Consider the following 15290-nt stretch of genomic DNA (forward strand, 5'->3'; position numbering starts at 1 on the left):
CTGCCGCTACTCAACATTAAAGACGGACAGGGAGAAGGACAATGAAATTCAAAACCATTGGGGTGGTGAGCGCCCTTATCTCTGTCGTGACGTTGGTGTTATACAGTGCGCTCTACACGGTGGATGAGGTGGATCAAGTGATCATTACGCAGTTTGGTAAACCCGTCGGTTCGCCAGTGGTGACGCCTGGGCTAAACATCAAGGTGCCATTTATACAGAAAGTCAATGTGGTTGAAAAACGGGTGCTGGAGTGGGATGGCGCCCCTTCTGATATGCCAACAAAAGATAAGCTTTATATCTCTGTTGAATTATTTGCCCGATGGAAAATCGTCGACCCGCTGCAGTACTATCTTCGCCTCAGAGATGAGCGCAGTGCCCAGTCGAGGCTCGATGACATACTCGGCAGCGAAACCAGAAATGCGATTGCAAAACATGAATTGATAGAGGTGATCCGCACAACGAAAGACAGAGTGCCAGTGCGAGATGGGTTAATAGGCAACATGGAAGAGACGATAAAAATTGGCACTCTTGTGCCTATTTACAAGGGAAGGAAACGGGTTGAAGAAGAGATCTTTACCTCGGCAGCCCAAAAAATACAGGTATTTGGCATTGAGCTGCTTGATATCCGCTTCAAACGTATTAATTACAATGAAAGTGTCCGTCCAAAAATCTATGAACGCATGATCAGTGAACGTCGCCAGATCGCTGAACGTTTTTTATCTGAAGGCAACGGCGAGTCAGCAAGAATTCGCGGTGACAGAGTGAGAGAGTTGGATAAAATTCAGTCTGAAGCTTATCGAGAAGTGGAAGAGATCAGAGGGGCAGCAGATGCCAAAGCCGCCGAAATATACTCACGGGCGTACAATCAAAGTAATGACGCAGTTGAATTTTATGAGTTCATTAGAACATTAAGGTCATACGATTCTGTTTTTTCAGATAACACGTCGGTCATTCTCTCGACAGATGGGGATTTGTTTAGGTTTCTAGGTGGCTTTGAGACACTTTCGTCGAAGCAAGAGACCAAGCAATCAGATGATTAACAGCTATTAAGCCAAGCGAAATTTGAAATTAAAGGAGGATAGAAGTCGCCTGCTGCTTACAGCGGTGCAGGCAAGTCAACGTTAAATATTTCATCCAGTATCCAGCTTAACGAATACTGAATGTGGGTTATATTAATCCCATTGCTAGATATCTGTATCTTCAGAAATTTTGAGCACATCTTCGATCTCGACACCAAGATAGCGAATGGTGTTATCAAGTTTCACATGCCCTAAAAGTAGCTGTACTGCCCGGATGTTTTTTGTTCGCGCATAAATCAGTGTTGCCTTAGTCCTTCGCATGGAGTGAGTACCATATTGAGCTGCATCAAGTCCTAGTATTGCTGCCCAGCGTTTTATAATGTGAGCGTAGTATGAATAACTCATTGGCGCACCACGTTTTCTGGGACTGGGGAAGATAAAGTCCTACGCTGAAAGCTGACTGACAAACAACCACTGACTGATAGCGTGCTGGGTTTTTGCTGTAACTTCAAATTGTACATCCCGTTTTGTTTTGCTCTGAGTGAACAGAACTCTTGGATGAATGATACCTGATGACGAGATATCGCAGACCCTCATATTCAGTAAGTCACAAGATCTTAGTTTGCTGTCAATTTCGAGATTTAACAGAGCCAACTCCATGAGATTGCCTTCTATCTCAAGGCGTGTGCGGATACGCCAGATGTCTTCGAGTTTAAATGGCTTCTTTTGTCCTAGGTGTCGTCTCTTCTGATTAATTGTCACCATGGTCTTCCTCCATCGGTTATTTGAGTGACTAGTTAATTTTAGGAATGGCGATTTTTAATAATCTTGCCTAATGCGAATAAGGGCTCAGTATTTTGTGTGAAGTAATTACACTAAGAAGAAATGGGGCAAAAACCTTTTGAATAACGAATGCTCTGACTTGGATTGGTCAAATGTCGCTTACTACGCCTTCAATTGTTATCGAAGACTGTTGAGAGTTGCGTGGTTCGTGGTTGGAATCGCTTCTTCTAAAAGGTGTTGTCGGAACGCTACACGGCCCCCAATCGATACTCACTCGGCGTTTTCCCTGTCTTCTGCTTAAACACCCTGCAAAAGTAATTGGTGTCTTTAAACCCGCAGCGGTGAGCAATTTCGTTCACTTTAAAGTTGTACTTATTGAGTATGGGTCTGGCGCGGTGGAGTCGGAAGTGGGTGATGTGTTCGGCTTTGTCTTCGGAGCGTCAAATGACGATAGTGTCGGGAACGTCAATGGTGATTTGGGTTGCGGTGATGGTAATTGTCTCTGCACCGGTAAACAGCAAGGCTTCAGTTTCTGGGGTGAAAATGCCTGACTTGAAGGTTCCGCCTGAAGACCAATTATCCAAATCGAAAAAGCGGATATATATATCTTGGTCGCTGAGTCCATCTTGATCGGTGTCTATATGGATGATTGAAGTACCACCTGCGTTCTCTGTTATCCACAGCAGGTCAAGGGTATTTGATCCTGAAGACAACAAATCGGACAAATCAATCATATCCTCGCCTTCGACGAAACCTGTCACTTCATCTTGTTCAAAAATGCTGGCATCGATATCTTCTTGCATCCAATAGAAAATATCATCTCCACCGTCACCAAGCATCACGTCATGACCCAACCCCCCATAGATGCGATCATTCCCTTCACCACCACGAATCAAATCATTGTGGTTGTAACCAAATAGCCAATCATTGTCTGTGTGCCCGTAAAGAAAATCTGTGCCTTCACCACCGTGAATAATGTCATTGCCACTGCCGCCATTGGCAATGTCCACGGTCAGACCAGAAATTACGTCAACCACCAGAATCCCGTTGAGGTTAGTCAGGCTGGAAGCATCATTACCGAGGGGACGGGTAGCAAATTCAGAGTTACGGATATCAATAGGCAACATTTCTAGTTCGTCATCGGTGCCCAGTGTACCGCCTGTAGCGCCCGTAAAAATAAGGTCGTCTCCTGCTGCGGTTTCTATGCGGTCATCGCCGCCGTAGCCGTGAACCGCTTGAGCCGACGTTGAGGAGTAGCTGATACCTGAGTCTGTATACTCTGGGGTGCCATCACTGCCGGTGATTTTTCCCCAATAATCTTCGCGAAAAGTGACTGACATTTGGTCGGGATTGGTCGCATTTTCGCCCCCAACCACTCGGAATGAGTCTCTGGCGAGGTTCCCTGTTGCGTCTAATCCTTCGGAGTTGTAGTCAATAGTCAGAGCCTCTGTGCTACTTGTTTGGCCTGATGAGTCCGTAGCATAGAAGTCTATGTTTTGGGGTGATGTGTATTCCGTGGCACGTATGGCGCTCACGGTGAAGTTTCTATTGACGAGTGGGTCGATGCTGACGACATATAGTCGAATTTCATCAAAGCCGCCTGACTCTTCAATTGAGATGATGGCTCTCCCGTCAGTGTTGTTCATTATGTCTGTGTAGGAGTAGTCTGCTAGCTGAACGTTATTATTCAGTACGATAGCGTGTGTAATGGCACCAGCAGAGCCAGTGGGCGCATACAGTACACTTTGTAAATCAATCTGCACGTCCCGCATTGTTTTTGTGCCAAAGTCGATGACCAGACTTTCTTTGTATAGGGAGTCAACTTCGGCAGTTCCGCTTCCACTGTCCACGCCGAGGCCATCAAATGAGTATAAGGGGGAGGAGTTCCCGTACGCCAATAGTTGACTAGTCAAAACGCTGGCTTGATCTGGGCTATCGCCAGTATAAGTGACGGCGCGAATAGTGACGTCCCCCTCACTGACTGAGTTGGTTCCGGCCATAGAAACATCGGTGTAGATACTGTTCTCGCCAAAGTGCTGGTGTGATTGCAGCACGCGCATTTCGGTATCAGAGGTAAAGGTGTCACCAGCTTCGACAAACTGAAACTCACCATTGTCATCAACAAACACTAGGGTATCTCGCGCTGGTAATGCAGAGACGGTGACATCTGTCTCTTTGGTATCCACCAAACTGGCGTCATCCACTGCATCTGAAATGCTTTCTGAGAAAGCAAAAGAAATCAGTGCTGAATCGGCGGATTCAAGCAAGTTTCCGCTGGAAGCCGTTGGTAAATCATCCATCAACGCGCCGTCATTTCCTGTTGATGATGTATTGGCTCTCACATCGATTTGGTAGGCAGAAACATCAAGGGTTTTACCATCGGGAGTAGTTGGTTCATTCCAGGAAATGACACCTGTCGAACTGTTATAGCTATATCCGGATGCTGCCCCACCACCAGCAAATTCCAATGTCCCGCCTGCATAAATCAGTTCAACAGTAGATAGGTTTGTGTCGTTGATAACGTCTATGACGACAGAACCGCCAGCCACAAACTTATCGTGATTGATGGTCACTTCGATATTGGTTGACGTCGCTGCACCCTCGGCGGCAAGGATAATGCTGTTATCGTTAGCATCATCCGTCAGGCTCACGATCGGTGTCGTTATATCGTCATCCAATATTGAAGCGGTTCCCGTTTGCCCGCCAATGGTCAACGTGAAGGTTTCATCTGCTTCATCGATGGTATCGCTGACAGTGGGAACGGTTACTGTAAAGCTTGTCACCCCAGCGGGAACAGTGACCAGGCCAGTACCGCCGTTGTAAGTCACTCCATCGGAAAAGACCATGGTGCTGGTGTAATCATCGGTCAGGGTTGCTGTTCCATTGGTAAGTGCCAGCAAAAAATTCACCGAGAATGCCGAAGGGTTGGAGAGGGAGACGGTAAACACGGCGTTCTCGGCTTCATCGACCGCGTTACCGCCGCTGTCCACCGCGTTACTGACCGACGTGATGGTGGGAGCAGGATCATCATCAATGATGGTAGCCGTGCCGGATTGTCCTCCGACCGTCAGGGTAAAGGTCTCGTTACTTTCATCAATGTTGTCAGTGACTGTTGGTACTGTGACAGTAAAACTGGTAACGCCAGCCGGCACGCTGACCAGCCCGGTACCGCTGTTGTAGGTGACGCCATCAGAGAAGGTTATGGCATTGGTGTAGTCACTGGTTAAGGTTGCGGTGCCGTTGGCGAGTACCAGCGAAAAATCCACCGAGAATGCCGAAGGGTTGGAGAGGGAGACAGTAAACACCGCCCCTTCGGCCTCATCGACCACATTACCGCCGCTGTCCACCGCGTTACTGACCGACGTGATGGTGGGGGCGGGGTCATCATCAATGATGGTTGCGATACCTGAATCTCCTCCGACCCTGAGCGTAAAGGTTTCATTGTTTTCATCCGTTGTATCTGTATTGGTGGGAACAGAGACAGTAAATATTGTTTCGCCCGCAGGCACCGTGACTTTCCCTGTTCCTGAGTCGTAAGCCACGTTGCCCGAAAATACCATGGCATTGGAATAATCTGAGGATACGGTAGCCGTGCCGTCTGTAAGGGAAACGGAGTATTCGGCGCTGTAACCCAAAGGGCTACTGAGTGACACTGTAAATATGGCTACATCCGCTTCATCGACCGGGTTTCCACTGAAGTCGAGTGCATCGCTCACGGTAATCACTGGCGAATGCGGGTCATCATCCAATATGACGGCGGTGCCCGTTTTTCCTCCTACGGTAAGCGAGAAGCTTTCATCCACTTCGCCATAAGGGTCTTGTATGGTCGACAAACTGACACTAAATGTGCTGATCCCAGCCGGTACATAGAGCAGATCCAGTAACCCGTCATACGTAACACCGTCGGTAAAGCTTAATAGTGTTGAATAATCGGCAGACGCTACCGCAGTAATATCTGAAAGATTCAGGTTATAGGACAGTTGGCTACTCGAGGGATTTGTTAATGAAACGGTGAAATGTGCAGGGTCACCCTCATCAATTTGTTGACCAAACGGGTTTAAGCCATTACTGACAAAAGTAATAGCGGGTAGGGGATCGTCATCAACAATGGTGGCGGTGGCACTTTCATTGTCAATGTCCATCCGGAATGTTTCGTCTGGTTCATCAATGAGGTCACCGATCGTTGGAACAAGCATCTGAAACGACGCTACATAAGCCGGTACAGATAATAGACCGGTTGTGGCATCGAATGTCACGCCCTCGGTAAAGCTCCAGTCAAATGAGTAATCCTCTACGGACGTCGCTGTCAGGTTTGAAAGAGAAAGGTGGTATTGTGTCGTTTGAGAGGCGGGATTAGTCAGGTTAACCGTGAATATCGCTGATTGGGATTCGTAAATTGTGCTGCCAAACGCATTGACAGCGTCCTGTATTTCTTCGACCTCTGGAGCGGCGTCATCATCAATGATGTTTGCGACTGCCTGTTTACCCCCGACGCTGACAATGATGCTCTCGTTTGGTTCATCAACACTGTCCTGATAGGTATCAACCGTGAAGGAAAAACGGTCTATGTGAGGTGAAACAGTAATCTCCTTTGTTGTGCTATCAAATGACACACCGTCTGAAAACGATGCGATACTGGAGAAGTCGGTACCTTTTACCGCGCTGCCTTCAAGGAAATCAAAACTGAAAGATGTTTCAACCACAGAGGCCTGACTCATCTTCACGTCGAAACCGACGCTATCGCTTTCCAATACGTCTTCTGTGTTGAGTGATATCTCTATTATTTCAGGGTGGGGGTCATTGTCCTGAATGGTCCCCATCGCTGACTTCCCGCCCACAGTGAAGTTAAAGTTCTCTGAGTTTTCAAACACAGTATCTTCTTTGATCGATACCATCACTACAAAGGTGCTGATACCTGGTGGCACAACCAATTGGCCACTACCGACTGAAACGCCATTTGTAGCGAACAAAATACTGGAAAAGTCTTCTCCTACTGTTGCTGTAAGACTCGTGAGACTATAAGAAAATGTGGCCGTTTCGACGGGAGCTTCAGAAAGGGTGACGTTGAATCGACAGAAACTTTCTCCTGCATTTTCTTCCACTCCGGGGGTTGTGGAGACGCTGACAACTTCGACTGAATGAGAGGCTGTCATCGCGGGATCGACGGTTTGAACGGGTGGGCTTCCTCCTTTATGGAGATGGTAATTCTCTTCCGCGTAGTCATGTCTGCGGTGGTTGGCTGCAATTTGAGGCTGCTCAGCGTCTTGTTCATTAGGTGTGTGGGCCTTTGACGCTGCGCTTTGTTCCGAGGAGTGGGGGGAATTTTCAGCGAATTCATTAGCTTCAACATCAAGAGTTTCGTCAGTCAGAGCCTCAATTTTATCTGTATCCAGAATCAAGAGATCCAACGGTATGCCAGATTCTGGCGGGTTATTCGAAGATGATTGATTGTTATGGTTCTCTGGAAACAACGAAAAATTGCTATTGCTGCCACCGTTTCCCCCGCTTCCACCAGAAAACAAATTAGGAAAGTCCGACTCAAGTGCTTGTCCAAACCACGTGCTCGTTAATAGGAACGTCAATGAGTAGTGTTGGTGAGTACAGTTTATTGTTTGGTTGAAGCTTGCTGGGTTCTGAACTTTTGCCTGAAAGACATCGACGCTATGTTTTAAGTTATTGTTTTGATAAACGCGACTTTTACGTGTTTGTGAGTAGCCATGGGGGGCCAATTGAGTGCCAAAAAAGGATATGTGGTCTGTCGGGCTTAATGTGATATTGAGAGAAGATTGCGGGTGGGCATTTAATGCAACGTTAAACAGGCTTTCAACGTTCTGAATACCAACAACCGAGTGATGCCAGTTTTGGCTGAAATTTATCTGTGAGCCCCGAAAAACTAATCGCATTAAAAAATCCACTGCGTTAAAAAATCAGACATTTCTGTGTCTTATTTGAGATTATACGCTTGAGTGAGTTTATGCTTGATCAAACTTAGCGTTTTCTAATACCTGGCTTTTGTAGGGAAAAACTATGGAAGGACATAGGGTTAAATTGTTTGGAATGGCTTAGGCTGTCCTGTTCGGGGTAGTGGGGCTGCAGATCAGTTTGATGTCGGTGACGTTACTGATGACATATATGATTTCACTGGTGTTTCATTCCGCGTCATCCATGATTGCCCTGTCAACCGGAAGAGTCTTTGATTGCTCTATTCGGTTTGATAAACCCCCAACCTATACTCACTCGGCGTTTTCCCTGTTTTCTGCTTAAACACCCGGCAAAAGTAATTGGTGTCTTTAAACCCGCAGCGGTGGGCGATTTCGTCCACTTTAAAGTTGTACTTCTTGAGCATAAATTTGGCGCGGTCGAGTCGGACGTAGGTGACGTAATCGGCGTATTTCACTGAGCCTTCCTGATTAAACAGGCGGGAGACATGCGCAGAAGAAACGCCAAAGCGGCTGGCGACGGAAACGCGGGTGATGTCTTTGTGGAAGTTTTCCTGCACGTAAATACACATGCTCCGGTAAAGCTTCTCGCCACGGCTGACTTTCTCTTGCTGCGGGCCTTGCAGCAGTTCATTGCAGTAGACCAGCAGTGCATTGGCGAGGTGGTCGGCCATCACGACTGAACGGCTTTCATCGGTCATGCTGTTGAGAGCATCCAGAACATGTTCGACGGCCATGGATGTTGGGAGAGGCATGGCGTGTTTTTGCACATCGACGTAGCCTTCGTTTTCATCAAAATGCACGAAGCTAAAGCCAACCTGATGCTTGCCGAACAGTATCGACATCATCTTGCAGCTGTTTTCCCAAGTGGGTTTGCTCCAGGCATTGGAAGGGATGTAGACCATTTCTCCTTGTTGCAATGCCAGCGTCTTCTCGCCGTTTCTTGAATCCACAATCAGGTCGTATTTCCCTTCCAGAATCACTTCCAGACGGTTGAAGTTTACCTGGTAAGCGCCCTCTGGCGGGGTGTTTTCACTGCAACATACCTTGGCAAGCGTGCCATGAAAGTTGCTAAGGGAAGCGGCGATATTGTGTTGCATGAATGGAGCCTTCTAAAACGAAGCGTAAAGCGTGGAAAAAGGGGATTTAAAAGGATTTGCCTTTCGAGCCTGAACGGAAGAACCGCGGCAGGGGAACCTTGCCGCGGTTTGTTTTTACTTACGCTTGCGCCAGCATGCTTTCCAGCTTGGCGATAATTTCAGGGGCTTGTTTTGCCGCTTGAGTCACAGTGACTCGGACAATTTTCTTACCCGCGAAGCGCTCTTCTTTCTTGATAGCGATGTCTTTTGTCAGGACAACCACATCAGCGGCTTCGATTTCAGCAGCGCTCAGTTCGTTTTCGATACCAATCGCGCCTTGGGTTTCAATCTTCGCGTCCCAGCCTTTTGCTTTTGCTGCTGTTTCCAGTGCTTCGGCTGCCATGTAAGTGTGTGCTACGCCTGAAGGGCAAGAAGTTACACCAATCAATTTCATATTCATTTACCTATGTATTTCTTATTGCTTTGTTCGTTAATCGAAGGACAGTTCCAGTTCTTCGGTTTGTGCTTGTTTTTCTTCTTCGCGGTCAGCGACAGGTTTCTTCAGTGCGTTCACAATCAGTGCTGTGGTTGCTGCACCGGCGATGACTGCGACGACATACATCATTCGACCTTCGACGACCGGGAGGACAATCAGGCCACCCCATGGTGCGTGGTTCAGAACTCCCGCCATAAAGGCCACGATGTTACCTACCATGCCGCCTGCTACTATGGCTGGAATCACGCGTGCTGGGTCGTTCGCTGCGAATGGAATGGCACCTTCAGTGATACCGATACAGCCCATGATTGCCGCCGCTTTGCCCGCTTCCTGTTCTTCTGCAGAGTACTTCTTAGGTGCTAGGAAAGTTGCCAGTGCCATACCCAGTGGTGGAACACAGATAGCAACACCAACACCACCCATCAGCCATGGTTGTGTACCTACCTGAGTTTGTGCGAACAGAGTGGCAACTTTGTTGATTGGACCGCCCATATCGAATGCTGTCATACCGCCCAGCACCGCACCCAGAATGGCTTTAGATGCGCCAGCCATGGATTGCAGGCCTTCGTTCATGAATGCCATGAAGGCAGCGATGGGTTGACCGATAACCCATACCACCAGTGCAGACACGATGAAGGTACCGCCGATAGGGATAATGAAGTAGGTAGACAGCGCTTTAAGCTTGTTGGAAAGAGGGATGCGCTTCAGTTGCAGAACGACGTAACCCGCGATGAAACCCACCACGATAGCACCAAGGAAGCCGGCTTGAACCTGGTTAGCCAGGTAAGCACCAATCATACCCGGTGCCAGTGCAGGACGGTCAGCGATAGAGTAAGCAATGTAGCCACCCAGAACCGGTACAAACAGGGTGAAACCTGCGATACCCATGTCCCACAGACCTCCCAGGAATACACCCTCTGGCACTGCACCTTTACCGTTCAGCATCACTGACAGAGCCAGCAGAACACCACCTGCTACAACGAATGGAAGCATGTGGCTGGTGCCGGTGAGAAGGTGCCGTTTTAGTTCAGCAATATTCGTTTTCATGATTCAGACCTTTAAGTTCGAGTTATTAGATTTGTGTTTTGAGTTGGTCTGATTATGCGCCCGGCATTTTGCTTAATATATTGGACAAATAAGCCCTTTACTGGAGAAATGTTGCATCTTGATTCGACTGAGAAGGCAATCACATATCGCTATAGATCAGTGCCTTACGAGGCTGAAAATGAGAGAGCGATAGCAGATAGGAAGCATGAAATATGCGTGGTGTTAGATGGTGAATAGTCAAGATAAAAGAACAGCGCCTGGTGAGCGCTGTTCTTTTTAGGTTATCCAGATACGAAGTACGTCAGGAATCCACCTATCCCGAGCAGTATTGCTCCCGCCCGTTTGTTCGACCGGAAGAACAGGGAAGTCGGTTGCAACTGGGATTGCCTTCCCGTAATCATCGCTTTCACCAATGATATTCCTTTTGCGCTGTAAATGGCAATGGCGGTTAAATGTGCGCCGACTAATCCAATCAACAAATATGCGCCATAAAGGTGGAGAGCAGCCAGAAGGTCGATGTCATACAGCCAGCTTTCGTCGCTGATGTAATCGTCAAAATACCCCGCTTGGGCCATCCCGATAAAACACTGAAACACTAACAATGACAGCATGAAGATGACCATCAATCCGCCAGCAGGGTTATGGCCGACACCGTCATGCTCTTCTTTACCGAGGAGGTAGTTCACTGCTGAACGCGGTGATTTTACAAAATGCAGGAATCGGCTGGTCTTGCTACCGACTAAACCCCAAAGGATTCGCCAAACCAGCAATGCAGCGAGTGCGAGGCCAATGGTCAGGTGTGGACCCTCTTGAAGAAATCCGGTCACACACATCGCCGTAAACAATACGGCTTGTAGCCAATGATAAATGCGGGTCGGTGCGTCCCATATCTTCATGATTTGTTCCTGATTTTTCGGGGAAATGTAGGTCTGGAGTTTAACGCGAAACGTTACAATTTTTCTGTCGAGTTTTAACAGAAATATCCATAAAATTGTTAGGTTTTATGATGTTATTCGTCGATTCAACAGCATTACAGGGATAAAGTCGTGAAAAGAATTGCAACAAGAAGTAAAGCAATCGGGTTGGTCAGTGCTCTGCTGATGGTGTCTGGTGCAGCGATGGCGCAGGATTTTTCTGAAGTGATTGATAATCGCCAGCAAAATTTCCTCTCTATCGCGGACACATTTAAAAGCTTGAAGAAAGCCGAAGATGGCAGCGACTCGGATTGGGAAACCATCCGCAATCTGGCAATCAAAAACGCCGACACAGTAGGCGCGCTGAAAGGGATGTTCCCGGAAGGCAGTAGCTTTGATAGCCGCAGTAAGCCAGCAGTTTGGACGAAGTGGGATAAGTTTGAATCTGGTCTTGATGGCCTGCAAACAAGTTTTGTATCAATGGCCGATGCAGCCGTAGCGCAAGACGATGATGCTCTGGAAGCGGCAATCAAAAGTGCCGACCGCTCCTGTAAAGCCTGTCACCGTGGTTATCGGGTTAAACGCTAGCAGACAAAAACAGCGCCATTTGGCGCTGTTTTTGTATTCATGACTCTAAGGGCTGTTGATCTTTGGTGGTTAAACTCCGCTCTGGCCAAAAGCGTTATCGCTTCTCGTGTAGGCTAGCTGAATGAGAAGTCTCTGCCTTGCATAAAATTCCTACAAATTGCTGATAAAAACATCACCAAAGGTCAGCAGACTCTAGTAGGGTATATAAAACAACCTGTTCATGAGATGGATACAGAGGAGAGGGGCTTTGAAGAGGCAAGTGTTAAAAACGTCCAATTTATTTTGGTTACTCCTGCTTAGTTCGTTCCAGCTTGCTGCTTTTCCGGGAGAAGTGAGGAGTTATTTCAAAGACTGGTTAGTCGTGTGCCAAGAGATATCAAATTCACGCAACTCCGGAATATGCCGTGCTAATGCCAGTGTTCGTGATAAGTCGGCGTTCAACTATGGGGATGGCACTGTTTTTCAACTGACTCTTCAGCGTGGTATCTCCACTTATTACACGATTGAGTTTTACAATGTTTTGGACGGTAAATACCCCTCAGACCGTGTGACATTTCAGATAGATAACGATCCAGCAATGACGTTCTCAGCCCAACCCAACTCATTGAATGGTGTTAAGTTGAGTGCTGAAGATACACAGAAACTTATCCCAGCTATGAAAGCGGGACGATGGATGAAGATCGACTATGTTAGCCAAAGCGGCAATGAAGTTTCATACAGATTATCGTTGCGAGGCGTCACGGCATCACTGTTATTTATCGAGCAGTTTTACATCAATAGGGGTTGAGCTCGAAGGGAGCTGAAGTCGGTGGGCGCAAGGCTGAAAGACCTGAAGGTACATGATTTGGCATGTGCCTTCAGGTGTTGCCATGACGAAGTTTCTCTAGCCTTTAAAAGGCAAAGTCTTAATGGCGCTTTTCATTCGTTGCAACGCCTGATCCAACGTTTTCCTCGTGCACCCAAAGTTCAGTCTTACGAATTTGCGGTTACCAAAGTCCAGTCCAGGGGAGAGCCCTACGCCTGCTTCCTCAAAGAAACGATGAGGATTGTCGACAGGCAATTCACTGCAATCAATCCAAGCAAGGTAAGTGGCTTCGATGTGCTCCAGTTTCATGCCGGGCAGGGCGTTAATTTCCTGCATGAGGTAATCGCGGTGGCCTGCCAGATAGCAAAGTTGCTCTTGAAGCCAGGCTTCGCCATGTTCATAAGCTGCTTCGGCCGCGGTGAAGGCCAATACGTTAACCCCCGGTACGATACCACGCTTGATCTTGCTAAAGCGCTGGCGAAGTTTTGCATTGGGAATGATGGCGATAGAAGCCCCAAGCCCAGCAATGTTGAAGGTTTTACTGGGTGCCATGAGTGTCACGCTACGCTGCTCGGCACTTTCACTGATGCTTGCGAATGGAATGTGTTGCTTGTCACCGTCTAGGATCAGATCGCAATGGATTTCGTCTGAACACACAAACAAATCATGTTTTTCCGCAAACGCTAGCGTAGCTTCCAACTCTTCGCGGGTATAAACCGTCCCACCCGGGTTTAGCGGGTTACACATTTGCAGTAAACCACCTTTACCAGAGAGTTGTTCCTCAGCTTCTACCAAATCCGGCATCCAGCGGCCATCTGTCAGCTTCACTGTGGCTTTCACTAGCGGACGCTCAGCGAATTTTGCAGAAGAAATAAAAGGCGGATAGATTGGGCTCGGGCTGATAATGGTTTGGCCTTCGTCAGTCAAAGCGCGTGCTGCGATGTTAAGCCCACATACTAAACCAGGAAGATAGACCACCCACTCAGGTTGAATGTCCCAGTTGTAGCGGGATTTCATGCGGGCGACGAAAATCTCAGTCAAGGTATCTGACGCATGGGTATAGCCAAACACGCCGTGTGATACGCGCTCTTGGAGTGCTTCGATTACCGCTGGTGGGGATTGGAAATCACTGTCAGCAACCCACATTGGAAGGATGTCCTGACCTTTGTATTTGTCCCATTTATCGCTATAGCTTTTAGTGCGGTCGACTTCTTTATCAAAATCAAATTGGTGGGTTGATACGTCCATTCTCAGTGTTCCTTTTGGGGTCAATAACCCTAGCTTACTGAAACTAGATGGGAATGGGAAAGGGGGAGTCGTTGCCTGAAATAAAAATCGGGCCGAAGCCCGATTGACGTATACCCAAATAACCTGAAGATGCAGGATTCAGCGAGTTTGACTGGCGTTGTGATCGCGGCGTTCCTTTGTAGGTGTAGTCACCTCCATCAAAAAGGAACAACAAAGAGCACGACGTCAGTCAACTCGCCCGAAGGGAGGCCCTCAATACGCACACTTCATCGTTAAATTCCACGGAAATAGAACGACTATTCCTCGCGAAATTTGCCTCGAATTGAACGTATTGATGACCTCTGAATGCGAGCATCTTCAGGTTATTTGGGTATATCTTGTTTAAACTTAATGTCCGGGCGTGTAGGTGCCTGAAAAATTTTTCGCGGCGTAAGCCACACGTTCTTCCGGTGTCGTGAGGTGAGCAGTTTCTCCGATTGCTTCGATATGACGAAGCCTTGGCAGCAGTCCACAGCCGTTAGCAATTTGAATCGCCAGACCGGGACGCGCATTGAGCTCCAGCACCATCGGACCTTTTTCTTTGTCGAGCACCATATCCGTACCCAGATAGCCAAGGCCTGTCATTTCCCATGCGCTCGCGGCGAGAGTCAGTAGCAGTTCCCAATGAGGAACCTGAAGCTCGCTCAATAAGCGGCCAGTGTCGGGGTGATGCTCAATCGGTCGGTTAAATTGCACTGCACGCAGCGCCTTACCCGTCGCGATATCAATACCGACCCCTACTGCACCTTGGTGAAGGTTGGCTTTACCATCGGATGCAGCAGTAGAAAGACGCATCATCGCCATCACAGGGTAACCTTTAAATACGATAACGCGGATATCTGGTACACCTTCGTAGCTGAAACCATCAAACACATCATCAAACTGGATCAGGTTTTCTACAACAGCGACATCGTTTTTACCACCCAGCGAGAACAAGCCCGCCAAGGTGTTGGTGATGTGGCGTTCCACTTCTTCCTTACTGACCTCAGATCCAGATGGCTTTTTATATACGCCATCCTTGTTTGAGGTTACGACCAGAATACCTTTACCGCCCGAGCCCTGAGCAGGCTTTATCACAAAGCCAGGCCAGTCTTTTACCATCTCGTGGATGGATGGTACTTGGTGCTGCTCGTTGATGACGCCAATCAACTCTGGAACCGTTGCTCCGGCAAGCTGCGCAATTTTTTTGGTTTTCAGTTTGTCATCCACCAATGGGAACAAACTGCGTTTGTTATATCGGCCGATATAGCTGATATTCCGGCGGTTCATTCCCATGATGCCAGCTTTGTGCAGCTTAAAAGGCGATGTGTATTTCTTTAGGAAATCCAGCATG

Annotated in this window: 10 protein-coding genes and 2 pseudogenes; 3 read left to right on the forward strand and 9 right to left on the reverse strand. The window is 47.9% G+C overall.

The genetic code is table 11. The annotated features are described in order from the left end of the window. The first annotated feature begins 41 nt into the window (after positions 1–41). Positions 42–1040 carry a protease modulator HflC gene (gene hflC / locus GMA8713_RS13680; RefSeq protein ID WP_062710776.1) on the forward strand — a complete coding sequence of 333 codons (999 nt, stop codon included), beginning with the start codon at positions 42–44 and terminating at the stop codon, positions 1038–1040. Positions 1041–1184: 144 nt separating this feature from the next. Here hflC and GMA8713_RS13685 read toward each other — a convergent pair. The 7 genes and pseudogenes from GMA8713_RS13685 to GMA8713_RS13710 all read right to left on the reverse strand — a co-directional run bounded on the left by GMA8713_RS13685 (position 1185) and on the right by GMA8713_RS13710 (position 11259). After that, a pseudogene (locus tag GMA8713_RS13685) lies at positions 1185–1784 on the reverse strand (tyrosine-type recombinase/integrase). A gap of 266 nt (positions 1785–2050) precedes the next feature. Further along, positions 2051–2227, reverse strand: a pseudogene (locus GMA8713_RS26800) (helix-turn-helix transcriptional regulator); the annotation flags it as partial. A gap of 15 nt (positions 2228–2242) precedes the next feature. Next, complete coding sequence (locus GMA8713_RS13690) at positions 2243–7705, reverse strand: Calx-beta domain-containing protein (RefSeq protein WP_062710779.1); 5463 nt, start codon at positions 7703–7705, stop codon at positions 2243–2245. 299 nt (positions 7706–8004) lie between these two features. After that, the gene (locus GMA8713_RS13695; protein ID WP_062710783.1) at positions 8005–8841 is read right to left on the reverse strand and encodes a helix-turn-helix transcriptional regulator; all 837 of its coding nucleotides are present in this window, start codon (positions 8839–8841) and stop codon (positions 8005–8007) included. A gap of 118 nt (positions 8842–8959) precedes the next feature. After that, a complete protein-coding gene (locus tag GMA8713_RS13700) occupies positions 8960–9274 on the reverse strand; it encodes a PTS fructose-like transporter subunit IIB (RefSeq protein WP_062710786.1) in 315 nt (104 codons plus the stop codon). A 36-nt stretch (positions 9275–9310) separates the two neighbouring features. Next, positions 9311–10363: a PTS fructose transporter subunit EIIC gene (locus GMA8713_RS13705; RefSeq protein ID WP_062710789.1), complete on the reverse strand. Its 1053-nt coding sequence runs from the start codon at positions 10361–10363 to the stop codon at positions 9311–9313. Positions 10364–10644: 281 nt separating this feature from the next. Continuing rightward, positions 10645–11259: a cytochrome b/b6 domain-containing protein gene (locus tag GMA8713_RS13710; RefSeq protein ID WP_062710792.1), complete on the reverse strand. Its 615-nt coding sequence runs from the start codon at positions 11257–11259 to the stop codon at positions 10645–10647. Between the two features lie 150 nt (positions 11260–11409). On the opposite strand from GMA8713_RS13710, the gene GMA8713_RS13715 reads away from it, so the two are divergent. Both GMA8713_RS13715 and GMA8713_RS13720 read left to right on the forward strand, forming a co-directional pair. Further along, positions 11410–11865 carry a c-type cytochrome gene (locus GMA8713_RS13715; RefSeq protein WP_084387737.1) on the forward strand — a complete coding sequence of 152 codons (456 nt, stop codon included), beginning with the start codon at positions 11410–11412 and terminating at the stop codon, positions 11863–11865. 247 nt (positions 11866–12112) lie between these two features. After that, positions 12113–12652, forward strand: a complete 540-nt coding sequence (locus GMA8713_RS13720) for a DUF1176 domain-containing protein (protein WP_062710795.1) — start codon at positions 12113–12115, stop codon at positions 12650–12652. A gap of 96 nt (positions 12653–12748) precedes the next feature. Here the strand turns inward: GMA8713_RS13720 and GMA8713_RS13725 are convergent, their stop codons facing one another. Both GMA8713_RS13725 and GMA8713_RS13730 read right to left on the reverse strand, forming a co-directional pair. Then, the gene (locus GMA8713_RS13725; RefSeq protein ID WP_062710798.1) at positions 12749–13918 is read right to left on the reverse strand and encodes a MalY/PatB family protein; all 1170 of its coding nucleotides are present in this window, start codon (positions 13916–13918) and stop codon (positions 12749–12751) included. 387 nt (positions 13919–14305) lie between these two features. Further along, on the reverse strand, positions 14306–15289 hold the full coding sequence (locus GMA8713_RS13730; RefSeq protein WP_062710801.1) for an alpha-L-glutamate ligase-like protein: 984 nt from the start codon (positions 15287–15289) through the stop codon (positions 14306–14308). Between the last annotated feature and the right edge of the window lies 1 nt (position 15290).

It is taken from the genome of Grimontia marina (assembly GCF_900060185.1).
GTDB lineage: Bacteria > Pseudomonadota > Gammaproteobacteria > Enterobacterales > Vibrionaceae > Enterovibrio > Enterovibrio marinus.

What these genes read in the sequence shown, in the direction of transcription:
- hflC (WP_062710776.1), top strand. Translation starts at nt 42, where the DNA reads ATGAAATTCAAAACCATTGGGGTGGTGAGCGCCCTTATCTCTGTCGTG.
- GMA8713_RS13690 (WP_062710779.1), bottom strand. Translation starts at nt 7,705, where the DNA reads ATGCGATTAGTTTTTCGGGGCTCACAGATAAATTTCAGCCAAAACTGG.
- GMA8713_RS13695 (WP_062710783.1), bottom strand. Translation starts at nt 8,841, where the DNA reads ATGCAACACAATATCGCCGCTTCCCTTAGCAACTTTCATGGCACGCTT.
- GMA8713_RS13700 (WP_062710786.1), bottom strand. Translation starts at nt 9,274, where the DNA reads ATGAAATTGATTGGTGTAACTTCTTGCCCTTCAGGCGTAGCACACACT.
- GMA8713_RS13705 (WP_062710789.1), bottom strand. Translation starts at nt 10,363, where the DNA reads ATGAAAACGAATATTGCTGAACTAAAACGGCACCTTCTCACCGGCACC.
- GMA8713_RS13710 (WP_062710792.1), bottom strand. Translation starts at nt 11,259, where the DNA reads ATGAAGATATGGGACGCACCGACCCGCATTTATCATTGGCTACAAGCC.
- GMA8713_RS13725 (WP_062710798.1), bottom strand. Translation starts at nt 13,918, where the DNA reads ATGGACGTATCAACCCACCAATTTGATTTTGATAAAGAAGTCGACCGC.
- GMA8713_RS13730 (WP_062710801.1), bottom strand. Translation starts at nt 15,289, where the DNA reads ATGCTGGATTTCCTAAAGAAATACACATCGCCTTTTAAGCTGCACAAA.